This window comes from Pseudomonas baetica (assembly GCF_019733355.1).
In the GTDB taxonomy this organism is placed as follows: Bacteria; Pseudomonadota; Gammaproteobacteria; order Pseudomonadales; family Pseudomonadaceae; genus Aquipseudomonas; species Aquipseudomonas baetica_A.
In genome coordinates, this window is sequence record NZ_JAIHLQ010000008.1 from 175,258 (window position 1) to 192,688 (window position 17,431).

General features: G+C 61.1%; 11 protein-coding genes and 1 pseudogene. 8 read left to right on the plus strand and 4 right to left on the minus strand.

Going from position 1 to position 17,431, the window contains the following annotated elements:
• Positions 1-166: 166 nt before the first annotated feature.
• A complete protein-coding gene (locus K5E40_RS10350; RefSeq protein ID WP_221730624.1) occupies positions 167-556 on the plus strand; it encodes a hypothetical protein in 390 nt (129 codons plus the stop codon).
• Here the strand turns inward: K5E40_RS10350 and K5E40_RS10355 are convergent, their stop codons facing one another.
• Both K5E40_RS10355 and cra read right to left on the minus strand, forming a co-directional pair.
• The gene (locus K5E40_RS10355; RefSeq protein ID WP_221730625.1) at positions 557-1,333 is read right to left on the minus strand and encodes a TatD family hydrolase; all 777 of its coding nucleotides are present in this window, start codon (positions 1,331-1,333) and stop codon (positions 557-559) included.
• 3 nt (positions 1,334-1,336) lie between these two features.
• Positions 1,337-2,332 carry a catabolite repressor/activator gene (gene cra / locus K5E40_RS10360; protein ID WP_221730626.1) on the minus strand — a complete coding sequence of 332 codons (996 nt, stop codon included), beginning with the start codon at positions 2,330-2,332 and terminating at the stop codon, positions 1,337-1,339.
• A 305-nt stretch (positions 2,333-2,637) separates the two neighbouring features.
• On the opposite strand from cra, the gene ptsP reads away from it, so the two are divergent.
• From ptsP to K5E40_RS10380, 4 genes are all read left to right on the plus strand, one after another.
• Positions 2,638-5,499, plus strand: a complete 2,862-nt coding sequence (gene ptsP, locus K5E40_RS10365; protein WP_221730627.1) for a phosphoenolpyruvate--protein phosphotransferase — start codon at positions 2,638-2,640, stop codon at positions 5,497-5,499.
• Positions 5,499-6,440 (plus strand): 1-phosphofructokinase, encoded by a 942-nt coding sequence (gene pfkB, locus K5E40_RS10370; protein ID WP_221730628.1) that lies wholly within the window; start codon positions 5,499-5,501, stop codon positions 6,438-6,440. The genes ptsP and pfkB overlap by 1 nt, the downstream gene beginning before the upstream one ends.
• An 11-nt stretch (positions 6,441-6,451) precedes the next feature.
• A complete protein-coding gene (locus tag K5E40_RS10375) occupies positions 6,452-8,185 on the plus strand; it encodes a PTS fructose-like transporter subunit IIB (RefSeq protein ID WP_221730629.1) in 1,734 nt (577 codons plus the stop codon).
• A 179-nt stretch (positions 8,186-8,364) separates the two neighbouring features.
• Positions 8,365-9,906, plus strand: a complete 1,542-nt coding sequence (locus K5E40_RS10380) for an alkaline phosphatase (RefSeq protein ID WP_221730630.1) — start codon at positions 8,365-8,367, stop codon at positions 9,904-9,906.
• A 120-nt stretch (positions 9,907-10,026) separates the two neighbouring features.
• On the opposite strand, the gene K5E40_RS10385 is transcribed toward K5E40_RS10380, so the two are convergent.
• Together K5E40_RS10385 and K5E40_RS10390 are read right to left on the minus strand one after the other, a co-directional pair.
• Positions 10,027-12,555, minus strand: a complete 2,529-nt coding sequence (locus tag K5E40_RS10385; RefSeq protein ID WP_221730641.1) for a sulfite reductase flavoprotein subunit alpha — start codon at positions 12,553-12,555, stop codon at positions 10,027-10,029.
• A gap of 234 nt (positions 12,556-12,789) precedes the next feature.
• Positions 12,790-15,105, minus strand: a complete 2,316-nt coding sequence (locus tag K5E40_RS10390) for a TonB-dependent siderophore receptor (RefSeq protein WP_221730631.1) — start codon at positions 15,103-15,105, stop codon at positions 12,790-12,792.
• Between the two features lie 206 nt (positions 15,106-15,311).
• Here K5E40_RS10390 and K5E40_RS10395 point away from each other — a divergent pair, with 206 nt between their 5' ends.
• From K5E40_RS10395 to K5E40_RS10405, 3 genes and pseudogenes are all read left to right on the plus strand, one after another.
• Positions 15,312-15,992 carry a Fe2+-dependent dioxygenase gene (locus tag K5E40_RS10395; RefSeq protein WP_221730632.1) on the plus strand — a complete coding sequence of 227 codons (681 nt, stop codon included), beginning with the start codon at positions 15,312-15,314 and terminating at the stop codon, positions 15,990-15,992.
• Positions 15,989-16,747, plus strand: coding sequence for a tetratricopeptide repeat protein (locus K5E40_RS10400; protein WP_221730633.1), 759 nt, complete (start codon positions 15,989-15,991; stop codon positions 16,745-16,747). The genes K5E40_RS10395 and K5E40_RS10400 overlap by 4 nt, the downstream gene beginning before the upstream one ends.
• Before the next feature lie 127 nt (positions 16,748-16,874).
• Positions 16,875-17,431 (plus strand): annotated as a pseudogene (locus K5E40_RS10405) (helix-turn-helix domain-containing protein); the annotation flags it as partial.

Below are 17,431 nucleotides of genomic sequence, written 5' to 3' on the forward strand. Positions count from 1 at the left end.
TGGGGGTGGGCTGTCCGCTCCCACAGGTTCGGTTTTTTGTCTGAATGGCTTGTAGTCCTTGTTTACCAGCCTATGTAAGCCATTTCTTGTTTTTCTCCATGCTCTGGCATTTCGCCTTCGATCAACCAAGATCACTCTTCACAAGGCTGCATGGAGAAGGCCGCTAATGACTGTTGCAACTCTGGGCATCCAGGGCCGCTGCACCCACTGTCAGATCACCCTGGTGCTCAAGCCCTGGCAACTCAATGCCATCGCAATCAATGAACCGTTCACCTGCCAGCATTGCCAGAAAAGCCTGGAGCTGCGCTGCCCGCAACAGATCAAACGCTTCAAGTCTCTCGATTCGCTGGCGTTGTTGCGCTTCAGCGTGTCAATGACGGTGTGCATTGCGTTGCTGTTGGCGTTGGTGATGGAGTGGATAGGGCTGCTAAGCGTCACCGAGCAGTTGAATGCGTCGCTGATAACTATTTTTCTGTACTTCGTTGCCGTTCGATACGCGCGTCAGCGCCAGCATCTGACGCTGGTGCTAGAAGCCGCCAAGGCTCACGGCGACTGATTACCAGCCAAACACTTCGCAGCTGTTGGCCGTGCTGGCATTGGCCAGTTGTGGCGCACTGATGTTCATCAGTGCGGCCAGCGCCTCGCAGATCGCCGGCAAGTGCGCCGGGCTGTTGCGCTGGCCGGGAAACATGGCGGGCGGCATGTCCGGTGAGTCGGTTTCCAGCACGATCGAATCCAGCGGCAGATCCGCCAGCACCCGATGCATGCGCAACGCCTGCGGCCAGGTCGGCGCGCCGCCTAAACCCAGTTTGAAACCGAGTTTGATGTACTCGCGCGCCTCTTCACGGCTGCCGGCAAACGCGTGGATGATCCCTGCACGTTTCAATCGAAAACGCTTGAGCGTGGCAATCACCGCCGCGTGGCTGCGGCGTACATGGATCAGCGCCGGTAGTTCAAAGTCCGCCGCCAGTTGCAACTGCGCCTCGAACAGCGCCTGTTGGCGTTCGCGGTCGAGGGTTTCGATGAAGTAATCCAGACCGATCTCGCCCACTGCACATAACTGTCGATGGCTGCGCAACCGCGTCAGCCAGTCGCCGAGTGTCTGTAAATCTTCGGGGCGATGCTGATCCAGATACACCGGGTGCAAACCGAACGCCGCGTACAGATCAGCATCGCTTTGCACCAGATCCCACACCCGTTGCCAGTTGCCCTCATGGACGCCCAGCACCACCATCCGCCGCACCCCTAGGGCACGGCTTTCGGCCAGCAACGCCGAGCGATCGGCGTCGAAATCGGGAAAATCCAGGTGGGTGTGGCTGTCGATCAACTCCACGGTTCAGCCCTGGTGAATACGCTGCTTGAAGGTCCGCGCAATGGCCTGCACGCCAGGCTTGTACTCCGACTGCTCGACGGCCGCCAGCGCCAGTTCCAGTGCCTTGTCGGCAATCAACTGGTGCTGTTGGGCCATGGCGTTGACCGGCAGTGGCAGGAAGTCCAGCAACTGCGTGTCGCCGAACGTGCCGAGGCGCAGCGGTCGCGACTTGAGCGGGAAGTCATGCAGCGCATCGAACACCCCCTGCAACAGCACGTAGGACGTGGTCACCAGCGCATCAGGCAAATGCCCCAGGCGTTGCAGGAGGTCTTCCATCAACTGCTTGCCGCATTCGCGACTGAACGATTCGGCGTGCTCGACCAGCACTTCGCCTTTGAAGTCGACGAGGGCCTGTTTGAAACCAGCGGCACGCTCCTGGCTGATGCTCAGCTCCGCACGGGCGCCGAGCAACACGATCTGCTTGGGCTGCGGATCGAGCAGGCTCTGGGTCAGGTGCAGGCTGGCTTCGCGGTCGTCGCTGATCACCGAGCAGAAATGCTCCGGTTCCATGACCCGGTCGATGGCGATGATCGGCAGCCCCTTGGCCTGCAACTGACGATAACTGTCGTCACCGGCCGGCAGGCAACTGGCGACGATCAACGCATCGCAGCGGCGCGCCTTGAACAGTTGCAGCAATTGGCGCTCGCTGTCCGGCGCATCGTCGGAACTGGCGATCAGCAACTGATAGCCGCGCGCCCGCGCACCTTGTTCCAGCAGTTTGGCGATTCGCGCATAACTGGGGTTTTCCAGATCCGGCAGGATAAACCCCAAGGTGCGCGTATGCCGACTGCGCAGCCCGGCCGCCTGAGGGTTGGGCGTGAAGCCGTGCTGCTCGACCACCGCACGCACACGCTCGACGGTGGCGGTGCTGATGCGTTGCTGTTCGGCCTTGCCGTTGATGACGTAGCTGGCGGTGGTCACGGACACGCCGGCCAACCGCGCGATATCACTGAGTTTCAACCCGGTATTTCCTTGTTTTTTCGAGTTTGCCGCGAGATTTTCGCCAATCCTACCCGATTAGGGCAGACGACTATTGCCTGCGCGCATCCGACAAGTTGGACTTCAAGGATGAGACATTATCGAGTAACGTGCCGATCAATCTAGATTAAACGTTTCAGCAAGCGTATTTTCTACGTTTTAGACGCTTTTGGTCGGTTCTGCCGTGAAACCGCCAAAAATGCCCCTGAAAAGGAAGCTGACAAGCGCCTAAGCTGCAACCATTCAAAACAATACCTGGCACCTTCATGTGCCAAAAAGGAGATCGCATGCTCGAGCTCACTATAGAGCAGATATCCATGGGCCAATCGGCTGTGGATAAACCCGCTGCCTTGCAATTGCTGGCCAATCACCTGGTCGCCGATGGATTGGTCGCCGACGGATACCTGGCCGGATTGCAGGCTCGCGAAGCCCAGGGCTCGACCTTTCTCGGTCAAGGTATTGCCATCCCGCACGGCACCCCCGAGACCCGCGACCAAGTGTTCGCCACTGGCGTGCGCTTGATGCAGTTTCCCGAGGGCGTGGATTGGGGCGATGGTCAGATCGTTTATCTGGCCATCGGTATCGCCGCCAAATCCGATGAACACCTGCGCCTGTTGCAACTGCTGACCCGCGCCCTCGGCGAGACGGATCTGGGCCAGGCCCTGCGTCGCGCCAGCTCCCCCGAAGCGCTGCTGAAACTGCTGCAAGGCGCGCCGCAGGAGTTGGCGCTGGACGCGCAGATGATCGGCCTCGGTGTCTCCGCCGACGATTTCGAAGAACTGGTCTGGCGTGGCGCGCGTCTGTTGCGTCAGGCCGATTGCGTGAGCAACGGCTTTGCCGGCGTGTTGCAGCAAGTCGAAGCGCTGCCGCTGGGCGATGGCCTGTGGTGGCTGCACAGCGAACAAACAGTGAAACGCCCGGGCCTGGCTTTTGTCACCCCGGACAAACCGATGCGCTACCTCGGCCAACCGCTCAGCGGTCTGTTCTGCCTGGCCAGCCTGGGCGAAGCGCATCAGGCCTTGCTTGAGCGCTTGTGTGCGTTGCTGATCGAAGGTCGCGGTCACGAACTGGGTCGTGCCACCAGCAGCCGTAAAGTCCTCGAAGTGCTTGGCGGTGAATTGCCGGCCGACTGGCCGAGCGCACGTATTGCGTTGGCCAATGCCCACGGTTTGCATGCGCGTCCGGCGAAGATCCTCGCGCAACTGGCCAAAAGCTTTGACGGCGAGATTCGTGTGCGCATCGTCGACGGTCAGGACAGCGCCGTGTCGGTGAAGAGCCTGAGCAAACTGCTGAGCCTGGGCGCCCGTCGCGGTCAGGTGCTGGAGCTGATCGCTGAACCGAGCATCGCCGCCGATGCCTTGCCGGCCTTGTTGGCCGCCATCGAAGAAGGCCTCGGTGAAGAAGTTGAGCCGTTGCCGGCTGTGAGCCAGCAGCGCGAAGTGATTGCCGATATCGCCGAAGTCGTCGTCGCCCCTGCGTCCGGCAGCCTGCTGCAAGCGATCCCGGCAGCACCGGGCATCGCGATTGGCCCTGCGCACATTCAAGTGCAGCAAACCATCGATTACCCGCTGCGCGGCGAGTCCGCCTCCGTCGAACGCGAGCGTCTCAAGCAGGCGCTGAGCGATGTGCGCAGCGACATTCAAGGCTTGATCGAACGCAGTAAAGCCAAAGCCATTCGCGAGATTTTCATCACCCATCAGGAGATGCTCGACGACCCGGAACTGACCGACGAAGTCGACACGCGCCTCAAACAGGGCGAAAGCGCTGAAGCGGCGTGGATGGCAGTGATCGAAGCCGCGGCCAAACAGCAGGAGTCGCTACAGGACGCCTTGCTCGCCGAGCGTGCGGCGGATCTGCGTGACATCGGTCGCCGGGTGCTGGCGCAACTGTGTGGCGTGCAGACCGCGAGCGAGCCCAAGCAACCGTACATTCTGGTGATGGACGAGGTCGGCCCGTCCGACGTCGCACGGCTGGACCCGGCGCGCGTGGCGGGGATTCTCACCGCACGCGGCGGCGCCACCGCGCACAGCGCCATCGTCGCTCGTGCGTTGGGCATTCCGGCGCTGGTCGGTGCAGGTGCAGCAGTGTTGCTGCTGGCGCCGGGCACGCCATTGCTGCTCGACGGTCAGCGCGGTCGCCTGCATGTCGATGCGGATGCCGCGACCCTGCAACGCGCTGTCGAAGAACGCAACACTCGCGAGCAGCGACTCAAGGTGGCCGCCGAACAACGTCATCAACCGGCGCACACCACCGACGGCCACGCCGTCGAAGTGTTCGCCAACATCGGCGAAAGCGCTGGCGTGATCAGCGCGGTGGAGCAGGGCGCCGAAGGCATCGGTCTGCTGCGCACCGAACTGATTTTCATGGCCCACCCGCAAGCGCCGGGCGAAGCGACTCAGGAAGCCGAATATCGCCGCGTTCTTGATGGCCTCGCCGGGCGGCCGCTGGTGGTGCGTACGCTGGACGTCGGTGGCGACAAACCGCTGCCGTATTGGCCGATCGCCAAGGAAGAAAACCCGTTCCTCGGCGTGCGCGGCATTCGCCTGACCTTGCAGCGTCCGCAGATCATGGAAGCGCAACTGCGCGCCTTGCTGCGGTCGGCGGATAACCGTCCGTTGCGGATCATGTTCCCGATGGTCGGCAGCGTTGAAGAATGGCGTCAGGCCCGCGACATGACCGAGCGTCTGCGCCTGGAAATCCCGGTGGCCGATCTGCAACTGGGGATCATGATCGAAGTACCGTCCGCCGCGTTGCTCGCGCCGGTGCTGGCCAAAGAAGTCGACTTCTTCAGCGTCGGCACCAACGACCTGACGCAATACACCCTGGCCATCGACCGTGGTCATCCGACCCTGTCGGCCCAGGCTGACGGCTTGCACCCGGCCGTGCTGCAACTGATCGACATCACCGTGCGCGCGGCCCATGCCCACGGCAAATGGGTGGGCGTGTGCGGTGAGCTGGCGGCGGACCCGCTGGCCGTGCCGGTGCTGGTCGGCCTTGGCGTCGATGAGTTGAGTGTGTCCGGACGCAGCATTGCCGAGGTCAAGGCGCGCGTGCGCGAACTCAGCCTGACCCAGGCGCAAACCCTTGCTCAACAAGCCCTCACCGTGGGCAGCGCCAATGAAGTGCGTGCATTAGTGGAGGCCCTGTAATGGCCAAGATTCTTACCCTGACCCTCAACCCGGCGCTCGACCTTACCGTCGAGTTGCCACGGCTGGACGCCGGTCAGGTCAATCGCAGCGACGAGATGCACACCCATGCCGCCGGCAAAGGCGTGAACGTCGCGCAGGTGCTGGCTGACCTGGGCCACCAACTGACGGTCAGCGGCTTTCTCGGCGAAGACAACCTGCAAGCGTTCGAAACCCTGTTCGCCAAGCGCGGTTTTGTCGACGCGTTTATCCGTGTACCGGGGGAGACGCGCAGCAATATCAAAGTCGCTGAAAGCGATGGCCGTATCACCGACATCAACGGCCCTGGGCCGTTGGTCGATGCAGCCGCGCAGCAGGCGTTGCTTGAGCGTCTGGTGCAGATCGCGCCGGGGCATGACGCGGTCGTGGTCGCCGGCAGCCTGCCGCGTGGCGTGACTGCGCAGTGGCTGCGCGAATTGATCGAGCGGCTTAACTCGCTTGGCCTGAAAGTCGCCCTCGACTCCAGCGGCGAAGCGTTGCGCCAAGCGTTGAAGGCCAGCCCTTGGCTGATCAAACCGAACACGGAGGAACTGGCCGATGCGTTGGGTTGCGAGGTGGTTTCCCACGCCGCCGAGGCTCAAGCGGCGAGTCGACTGCACGCTCAAGGTATCGAGCACGTCGTGATCTCCCACGGTGCCGACGGTGTGAACTGGTTCAGTGTCGGCTCGGCGCTGCACGCCTCGCCGCCCAAGGTCAGCGTGGCCAGCACCGTCGGTGCCGGCGATTCGCTGCTGGCCGGCATGCTCCACGGTTTGCTCAGCGCCGACACGCCTGAGCAGACCTTGCGCACGGCCACGGCGATTGCGGCGATGGCGGTGACGCAGATCGGTTTTGGCATCAACGACGCCACGCAACTGGCGCAGCTCGAACAGGGCGTGCGCATTCGCCCCCTGACAGAACAATAAGAGGGTTTGTCATGAAGTTAGCCATTGTTACGGCTTGCCCGAACGGCATGGTCACCAGTGTGCTCTGCGCGCGCTTGCTTGATGCGGCGGCGCAGCGTCAGGGCTGGAGCACCAGCGTTGAAGTGGTCGATGCGGCGCATCCGGAACGCGAGTTGTCGGCGGCGACCATCGAGGCGGCGGAGTGGGTGTTACTGGTGTGCACCGGCAACGTCGACATGACGCGTTTCGTCGGCAAACGGCTCTTTCAGATTGCCCCGGCGCAGGCCCTGCAGGACGTCGAGGAGGTACTGCGTCGCGGTGCCGAAGAAGCCGAAGTTTATGTCGCAACCGAAGCCGCCCCTGCTGCGGTTGCGCAACGTGCACCGCGCATCGTCGCCATCACCGCATGCCCGACCGGTGTCGCCCACACCTTTATGGCGGCCGAAGCGTTGCAGCAAACGGCCAAGCGTCTGGGCTATGAACTGCAAGTCGAAACCCAAGGTTCGGTCGGTGCGAAAACGCCCCTGAGTGCGACAGCGATTGCCGAGGCGGATGTGGTGTTGCTGGCGGCGGATATCGACGTCGCCACCGAGCGTTTTGCCGGCAAGAAAATCTACCGCTGTGGCACCGGCATTGCGTTGAAACAGTCCGAAGCGACGCTGAAAAAAGCCCTCGCCGAAGGCCAGCAGGAAAGCGCTGCCAGCGATGGCAAGGCCCCGGTCAAGTCGGAGAAAACCGGCGTCTACAAACACCTGCTGACCGGCGTGTCGTACATGCTGCCGATGGTGGTGGCGGGTGGTCTGATGATTGCCCTGTCGTTCGTCTTTGGCATCACCGCGTTCAAGGAAGAAGGCACGCTGGCGGCGGCACTGATGCAGATCGGCGGCGAGACCGCGTTCAAATTGATGGTGCCGCTGCTGGCCGGTTACATCGCCTACTCGATTGCCGACCGTCCGGGCCTCGCGCCGGGGATGATTGGCGGCTTGCTCGCCAGCACCCTGGGCGCCGGGTTTATCGGCGGGATCGTCGCCGGTTTCATTGCTGGTTACGCGGCCAAGGCGATCAGTCGATATGTCGCGCTTCCGCAAAGTCTTGAAGCGTTGAAACCGATTCTGATCATCCCGTTGTTCGCCAGCCTGTTCACCGGATTGGTGATGATCTACGTGGTCGGCAAACCTGTAGCGCAAATGCTCGCGGCGCTGACGCATTTCCTCGACAGCATGGGCACCACCAATGCGATCCTGCTGGGTGTGTTGCTCGGCGGCATGATGTGCGTTGACCTCGGTGGGCCGATCAACAAAGCGGCGTATGCCTTTTCGGTGGGGCTGCTGGCCTCGCAAAGTTACGCGCCGATGGCCGCAACCATGGCGGCAGGGATGGTGCCACCGATTGGTCTGGGCATCGCCACGTTCATCGCCCGACGCAAGTTCGCCCAGACCGAGCGCGAAGCGGGTAAGGCTGCCTTCGTGCTGGGGCTGTGCTTTATCTCCGAAGGGGCGATTCCGTTTGCCGCGAAAGACCCGCTACGGGTGATCCCGGCGAGCATCGCGGGCGGTGCGTTGACCGGCGCGCTGTCGATGTACTTCGGTTGCAAACTGATGGCGCCGCACGGTGGCTTGTTCGTGCTGGCGATTCCGAATGCGATCAATCATGCGCTGCTTTATCTGCTGGCGATTGTCGCCGGTAGTTTGCTGACGGCGGTGGTCTACGCGACGGTCAAACGGCCCGAGTCCGTCGACCTCACAATGGCACCGGCGAAGGCCTGACGCACATTCCCAGTGGGAGCGGGTTTGCTCGCGAAGGCGGTGTGTCAGTCCATTTGATGTTGGCTGGTACGACGTCTTCGCGAGCAAGCCCGCTCCCACATTGGGGTTTGTGGTGGGGCTGATGTCATGCCGGGTTCATAAACCCGTGCTTTAGTTTTCCTTTTTCCAGGGAGAACACCATGAGCGATTTCAACCTCGGTCGCCGTCGTGTCATGCAAGCCGTGGGTGCCGGGCTGTTGATGCCGGGGCTGGCGCCGGCGGTGATCGCGTCGGTCAAGGATCGTCCGCAACTCACCGACGGCGTGCAGTCCGGCGACCTGCAAGGCGACCGGGCGATGATCTGGAGCCGCAGCGACCGTCCGGCGCGGATGGTGGTTGAGTGGGACACGCGGAGCCTGTTCGGCAACCCCCGCCGATCTGTCTCACCACTGGCCGACGCCCGCACGGATTTCACCGCTCGCGTCGAGCTGACCGGGTTGCCCGCCGATCAGGCGATTTTCTATCGTGTTTACTTTGAAGACGCGCAGACCGGCGTCGCCAGCGAACCGTGGTTCGGCCATTTGCGCAGCGTGCCGACGGCCAAGCGTGATATTCGATTCGTCTGGAGCGGCGACACCGTCGGCCAGGGTTTTGGCATCAACCCGGACATTGGTGGCATGCGTATCTACGAAGCCATGCGTCTGCGCCTGCCGGACTTCTTTATCCACAGCGGCGACACCATCTACGCTGACGGCCCGGTGCCGGCGCAGCTGACCACTGAAAACGGTCGGATATGGCGCAACATCACCACCGAAGCCAAGAGCAAAGTCGCGCAGACCCTCGACGATTATCGCGGCAACTACCGCTACAACCTGATGGACGAAAACATCCGCCGCTTCAATGCCGAGGTGCCGCAGATCTGGCAGTGGGATGACCATGAAGTGGTTAACAACTGGTCGCCGGGCAAGCAACTGGATGAGCGCTATCAGGAAAAAGATATCCACACGCTGGTGGGCCGAGCACGTCAGGCCTGGCTCGAATACGCGCCGATGCGCTTGCAGACCGCTGACGATGGCGGGCGGATTTATCGCAAGCTCAGTTATGGGCCGATGCTTGATGTGTTTGTCCTCGACATGCGCAGCTATCGCGATGCCAACGATGACAACCTCGGGGCGGCGAAACCGTTTCTTGGGCGTGAGCAACTGAACTGGCTCAAGCAGGGGCTCAAGGGCTCGCAAGCGCAATGGAAAGTGATCGCCGCCGACATGCCGATTGGCCTTGGTGTGCCTGATGGCGAGGTGAGTCCTGGCGTGGCACGGTGGGAAGCAGTGGCCAACGGCGACCCGGGGTCGGCGCAGGGGCGTGAACTGGAAATTGCTGAATTGCTCGGATTTCTGCGGGCGCAGCAGGTGCGCAATTTTGTCTTTCTGACGGCAGACGTGCATTACTGCGCGGCGCATCACTATCACCCGGATCGTGCGGCGTTTCAGGATTTCGAACCGTTCTGGGAGTTTGTCGCCGGGCCGTTGAATGCCGGGAGTTTCGGGCCTAATCCGTTGGACAAGACCTTTGGCCCAGAAGTGGTGTTCGAGAAAGCCCCGCCGGCACAGAACACTTCGCCGTTTGCCGGGTTTCAGTTTTTTGGCGAGGTCAATATTGAAGGGCAGAGTGGGGAGATGAGTGTGGTGTTGCGGGATCTGGATGGGGTGGCGGTGTTTGAGAAAAAATTGCAGCCGGTTTGATCAGCGCATCCCCTGTGGGAGCGAGCCTGCTCGCGAAAGCGGAGTTACAGCCAACATCAATGTTGAGTGTTAAATCGCCTTCGCGAGCAGGCTCGCTCCCACAGTGGGGAATGTGTGGGGTCAGTAAACGTCCCTGCGATAACGTCCCTGTTCGATCAGACGTTCGACTTCGGCGGCGCCGAGGATGTCGTTGAGTGCCTGGTCCACGCCTGATGCCATTCCCTGCAAGCTGCCACAGATATAGATGACAGCACCGTCGGCCAACCATTTTTTCAGGTCATCAGCCGATTCACGCAAGCGATCCTGCACATAAACCTTCTCAACCTGATCCCGCGAAAACGCTAGGTCCAGCCGCTCCAGATCGCCGTTGATCAACCACTCCTCCAGCTCCGCTCGACAGAGGAAGTCGTGTTCACGATTACGCTCGCCAAACAGCAACCACTGGCGCTGCTGACCGTCGGCGATGCGTGCCTTGAGCAAACTGCGTAGCCCGGCAAGGCCCGTGCCGTTGCCCAGCAGAATCATGGGCACTGGCTCGTTCGGCAAGTGGAAACCGCTGTTGCGGCGCACTCGCAGACTGATGCTGCCACCCAACGGCGCGTGTTCGGTCAGCCAGCCGGAACCGATGCCGAGGCTGCCATTGCCGTGTTGTTCCTGACGCACAATCAGCTCCAGCACGCCATCGGCGGGAATCGATGCAATCGAGTATTCGCGCATCGTCAGCGGCACCATCGCGTCGACCAGCGCCTGCGCATGCAGACCGACCAGATGCGCGCGGTGCTCCGGCAACTGACGGGTGGCGAGGGCGACTTCCAGCGGCTCTTCCAGGCCATTGAGGGTCACCTTGGTCTCGCCGCGAATACCGAGGCCGTCGAGGAAGTGTTCGATGGCCCAACCGCCGTTGCGTGGCAGCACCTCCACCAAATCACCCGCCAGCCAACTGCTGGTGTTCGGTGCGCTCAGAGCGATCAGAAAAACCGGCGAGCCGCTGCTGTCCGGGTTCATCCGCTCGCGGCGCAGCAGCGTCCAGTTGTCGTAGTTCGGCGCTTGCCAGGTGTCGACCGGCGCTTGCCCGGTGATCTGGCCGAGTTGGGTTTGCCAGTGACGCAGGGCGTAGGGATCAGCGCTGTCGACTTCCACGGGGGCGAACAAGGTCTTGGCGCCGTGCTCGCTCAGCCATTGCTGCAAGCGTCGAGCGAAGCCGCAGAAGTGCGGGTACTGGCGATCGCCAAGGCCCAGCACCGCATAGTTCAGGCTGTCGAGTGTCGCCGCGTGGCTGAGCACTTTGCGCTCGAAACCGCGGGCGCTGTCTGGCGCCTCGCCGTCGCCGAAGGTGCTGACGACAAACAATGCGTTGGCTGACTCACGCAAATCCTGCTCACTGACGTTTGCCAGCGGTTGCACGTTCACCGGCATCCCGGCGGCTTGCAATTGGCCTGCGCTCTGCCACGCCAGTTGCTCGGCGAAACCGCTCTGGCTGGCGAAACCGATCAACCACGAAGACGCACCGCCGGCCGGTTGTTCAAGGCCTTTGCGGGCATTGTTGATCTGTTGTTTCTTGCGGCGACGATCCAGGTACAACAACCATCCGGTGATGAAGAACAGCGGCATGCACACTGCGGCGAGCGTGATGATGATCCGCCCGACAAGGCCGAAATAGCTGCCCACGTGCAGCGCATAAAGGCTGGTCAGCAATTGCGCCTTGAAACGCTTGTCGGCGTAGCGATCAACGCGTTTGACGATGCCGGTGGCCGGGTCGAGGGTGATCTGGTTCAGCGCGCGATCATGGGGCGAACGGTCGAGCAGGTAGAACACCGTCGCCGGTTGGCCAGCCACGGGCGGCATGCGGATGTTGTAGGCAGACAGGCCCGGGCCGGCGGCGCTGTAGATGCTGCTCCACATCGCGGCATAGTCGGCGGTCGGTGCCGGGCCTTGCGGCGCAGGCCCGCGACCACCGCGCACGCGCTCGTTTTGCGGTGCGTCGGAAAGCAGTTTGGTCAGGCCTTTGTTGTACCACTCGTACGACCACGACAACCCGGTCAACGCCAGCAGCAGATACACCAACAGGCACCAGGTTCCCGCCACGGAGTGCAGATCCCAATTGAAAGCGCGGCCCTTTTTCTTCCAGTCCAGGGTCAGCCACACGCGCCATTTGTTCCACTGGCGCGGCCAGCGCAGGTACAGGCCAGAGAGGCAGAAGAACAGCAGAATCAAGGTGCAGGCACCGGTGATGTTGCGCCCGGTGTCGCCCATGGCGAGGAAACGGTGCAGTTGCAGCATCAGGCCGAAGAAGTCCTGGCCGGTTGCGTCACCCTTGAACTCGGCGGTGTACGGATCGAAGTAGCGCATCTCGCCGCGACGTTGGCCTTTTGGCGGGGTGAAGAACACCTTTGCTGCGTTGCCGCTGTCGGTCTCGACCCAGAGCATCGAGACTTTCTTGCCCGAAGTGGCCTCGATGCGCTCCACCAGTTCGACCGGCGGCAGGACCCCGGCGACGTGTTTTTCCACCTGCAGCACCGACGGGTTCAGCGCTCGCAGGATTTCGTCCTGAAACGAATAGGCCGCACCGGTAATGCCCATCAAGGCCAGCACCAGCCCGGCAGTGATGCCAAAAAACCAGTGCAACTGGAACAGGGTTTTCTTTAACACGTCACTCGCCGTCCGTTCGGAAATTGTCATCACGGCGCGCATTATGCCGTGGCTTATCGAGAAGCGTTCTTTATTACGCACAAAAGCCCCGTTCAACTGAGTGAACGGGGCCGTACCTTGCGGCGCATGCCTTGTGGGAGGGGGCTTGCTCCCGAATGCGCCATGTCAGTCGATATCTATTTCACTGACACATCGCCTTCGCGAGCAAGCTCACTCCCACATTTACAGCATTGATCAGAAGTGGAAGTTGGTGCTCAACAGTGCCGTACGGCCCGCCGCCTGGTTGGCGAAGTGGGTCGCGAAGGCTTTGTCGTAATAGGTTTCATTAGTCAGGTTCTGCACGTTGAGTTGCAGGTCGACGTTCTTGGTCAGCTTGTAGGCCGCCATCGCGTCGTAACGCACGTACGAATCGACCAGGGTGGTGTTGGCCACGCTGCCGAACACGTCATCGACGTAGAACGCACCGCCACCGATCGTCAGCTTCGGCGTGACCTGATAAGTGGTCCACAGGCTGGCGCTGTTTTTCGGCGTGTTAGGCAGTTGGTTACCGTCGTTGGCCTTGCCCATCGGGCCGCCGTCGACCTGCTCGCTGTCCATGTAGGCGTAACCGGCGAACACTTGCCACTGGTCGGTGATCTTGCCGCTGGCCGACAGTTCGATACCTTGTACGCGGGTTTTTCCGGCGTTCTCGTACGACGTGGTATCGACTTGCACGCGAGCGTTATCTTTCTCGGTGCGGAAGATATCAGCCGTCAGCGACAAGCGATCATTGAGCAGATCCCACTTGGTGCCGATTTCGTAGTTCTTGGTGGTTTCCGGCTCCATGTCGCTGCTGAGCAAGTTGCCGGCGCGGTTCGGGGTGCCGCCCAGCGGGTTGCCTTCCTGGCCTTCGCCGAGGGTGTTGCCCGGCGGGGTGGCGGAGGTGGCATAGGAGGCATAGATGCTGCCGTTATCCGCTGGTTTGTAGACCACGCCGAATTGACCGGTAACGAACTCGCTGGTGTCATCACCCTTGGAGGTGGTTTTGCCGGCCGCGGTGTAGGTTTTGTATTCGGTGTCGAAGTGGTCGTAACGCAGGCCCATGTTCACCAGCCATTGCTCGGACAGTTCCAGAGTGTCGAACACATACAGCGCGTAAGTGTTGGCCTTGGTGTCGGTGCCGGCGTAGTTGCGCGAGATCGCGCCGTTCCACGGATCGTTCGGGTTCGGGTTCGACAGCGAGGTGCAGTTGTAGCCACTCGACGCGCCGATCATCGACGGCGTGCAGTTATTGGTGACAGCGGTGGTGCGCGGCGTGGTGTCGGTGTTGACGGTGTACGAGGACTTCTGGCCTTGCTCACGGGTGTATTCGACGCCGGTGGAGAAGCTGTTCTTGAAACCGGCGACGTAGAAGTTGCCGAACAGGTCCGTCTGGTTGGTGGTGGTCTCGGTGTTGCTCACGCGAGTGTTCGCACGACGCCAGACGCTGCCGTTGTTGACGTTGCCCTTGCTGTCGTCCGGCTGGGTCAGGATGTAATCCTGCATGCTGGTGCCGTGGCGCAGGGTGTTCTTGATCGTCAGCGAGTCGCTCAGATCGTGCTCGATGGCGAAGGTTGCGGTGTCGGTGCGGCCCTTGCGGAAGTCGCGATCCAGACCGTAGAAATTACTGTGGTCACCGCCGGCGTACGGCTTGTCCGGATTGGACTTGGTGCGTGCTGCCGAGCCACCGGTCGGGATGGTGTACGGCACGCCCGAGTCCGGTGTGTCGTTGCTTTCCAGATGGTAGTAATCGAAGTTGACGCGGGTGTCGGTGCCCAGGCCGAACGCCAGCGACGGCGCGATGCCCCAACGGTCGTAATCGACCTTGTCGCGGCCGGCGACGTTGCTCTCGTGGCTCATCAGGTTCAGACGCCCGGCAGCGGTGTCGCTGAACTGGTAGTTGCCGTCGAGGGTGTAGCGCTGGGTCTGGTCGGAGCCCCAGGTAAAACCACCGTCGAACGAATCGCCCAGGTGGGCTTTCTTGCTCACCAGGTTAATGCTGCCGCCCGCTGCGCCGCGACCACCGATGGCCGAGTTCGGGCCCTTGCTGACTTCGATGTTTTCGACGGCGAAGATCTCGCGGCTCTGCGAACCGGTATCGCGCACGCCGTCCAGGTAGGTGTCGCCCTGGGCGTCGAAGCCGCGGATGAACGGACGATCGCCCTGCGGGTTGCCACCCTCACCGGCACCAAAGGTGATGCCCGGCACGGTACGCAGCGCGTCCTGCATGTTCAGGGCGCCGGTGTCTTTGAGCACTTGTTGCGGGATCACGGTGACCGAGCGCGGTGTGTCGACCAGCGGCGCGGTGTACTTGGGCGAGGAGGCTTTCTCGACCTGGTAGGACGTGGTGTCCTGCACTTCGCCGGTGATGGCGGTGGCATCCAGGGCGATGGCATTGCCAGAGGCTTTGCTGTCGGTCTTTTCGGCGGCGAATACCATGTGGCCTGCGGAGCCTGCGGTGATTGCCACGCCAATTGCAGAGGCGAGCAAACGTGGTGAACTGACCGGTATTTGAGCGTGTTGACGTGCCATTTGAATTCCCCTCCCCAAGGATTTGAGGCGGCGGAATATAGGGTAAACAGGTATGTGTATCAATTGCGAAATATTGTTATTCGCACTGAATTTACATTCTTTACAATTTGACCTTACGGTTTTTACTGATTCATTCGTCTGTGGGTTTTACACGGCCAATAAGAATCAATACCATTGGCATCCTTTTACCATCAGGTACGTTTGCCATGCTGCTGCACATTCCCGGCCTGTTCGCGAAAGAAGAAGTGCAGCGCATCCGCCAGGCGCTCGAAGAGGCGGATTGGGCCGATGGAAAGATCACCGCCGGCTACCAATCGGCCAAGGCCAAACACAATCTGCAATTGCCTGAGGGCCATCCGCTGACCAAGGAAATCGGCGCGGCGATGCTTGAGCGGCTGTGGAAAAATCCGCTGTTCATGTCTGCCGCGCTGCCGCACAAAGTGTTCCCGCCGTTAGTGAACTGTTACACGGCCGGCGGCAGTTTCGACTTCCACATCGACAACGCCGTGCGCCAACCGAAGGGCAGCATCGAGCGGGTACGCACTGATCTGTCGGCCACGCTGTTTTTCAGCGAGCCTGCGGATTACGACGGCGGCGAACTGGAAATCCAGGACACCTTCGGCACCCAGCGGGTGAAGCTGCCTGCAGGTGACATGGTGCTGTACCCCGGCACCAGCCTGCACAAGGTCAATGCGGTCACTCGCGGTGCGCGTTATGCGTCGTTTTTCTGGACGCAAAGCCTGGTGCGTGAAGACAGCCAGCGCGCGTTGCTGTTCGAGATGGACGACGCGATCCAGCAACTCACCCAGGACATGCCTGATCACCCGTCGCTGATCCGCCTTACTGGCACGTATCACAACCTGCTGCGGCGTTGGGTCGAGGTATGAGTTTTCAATTGCGCCGCGAGGAAATCCTGAGCGGTGAACAACTCAGCGCCATGCTCGAAGAAAGTCCGGCCCGTGCCGCGCAGGCGATTTTGCTGGCGGCGGGTGAGGGCGAAGTTGAAGCCCAGGCGTTGCTGGGGCAGATCCTTCTGGAGGGGCAGGGCATTGCCAAGGATCAGCCGTTGGCGCTGCGCTGGTTTGGCATCGCCGCCGGGCGCGGTCATTTGATGGCGCGCAATATGCTCGGGCGTTGTCTTGAGCATGGTTGGGGTTGTCGCGCGGATGCGTCCATTGCGGCGCAGCATTATCGGATCGCCGCGGATGCCGGGCTGGATTGGGCGATGTACAACCTCGCCAATTTGCTGGCGACTGGGCGCGGGGTGGTGGTGGATCATCTGCAGGCGCTGGCGCTTTATCGGCGCGCGGCTGAACGGGGCCATGCGAAATCGATGAATCTGCTGGGGCGTTATCTGGAAGAAGGGCAGGCATGTCCGGCGGATCCGGTCATGGCGCGCGAGTGGTATCGACGTGCGGCCAAGGGCGGGGATTTTCGCGGGCAGTTCAGTTACGCGGCAGTGTTGGCGGGGGAAGGGCGGATTGATGAAGCGGTGGCTTGGCTTGAGAAAGCCTTGGCTGGCGGTAATCTGAATTTTTTGCGGGTGGCGAGTCAGACTCTGTCAAGTGCAACAGATCCAAGGATTCAGGTATTGGCATCCAGGTATCAACTTCGTACGGATGAGCTGAGCCGCAGCGCATAACCCTTGTGGGAGCGGGCTTGCATCAGGACATACAAAAAAGCCCACGACACGTCGTGGGCTTTTCGCATTACCGGTGTCTAGTCCTGAATAAGGTTTACACCTTCTGGCTTCTTATCAGGAGGGTGCAATGGATACGGGCGCAAAACGTAGTCAGCGCGATTACACGCTGACTTTTAAATTGTCGGTTGTCGACCAAGTAGAAAAAGGCGAGTTGAGTTATAAAGAGGCTCAACGGCGTTATGGGATTCAAGGTCGGTCGACGGTGTTGGTCTGGTTACGCAAGCATGGTCGACAGGATTGGAGCCAAGGCGCCTCCATTCGTACCCAGAGGACTCGACCGATGGACGAGCCAACTTTGCCTCTGCCCCCCGAGCAGAGAATCAAAGAGCTTGAGGAGCAACTGGCACTGGCAAATCAGAAAGCCAAATTCTTTGAAGATGTGGTCGATGTCCTGAAGAACGACTACGGCGTATCCATTGTAAAAAAGCGGCCCGGCAAGTCGTTGCGCAAACCCAAACCCTGAGTGTCAGCAGGGCTTGCCAGTTTATGGGGATCAGTCGTCAAGCCTTTTACAAGCGTGATCGTGTCTATCGGGCTCGAGTCGATCAAGATCAGAAAATCATCAAGTTTGTGCAGACAATCCGAGTGCGCCAACCCTGCATTGGCGCGCGCAAGCTCCAGTCA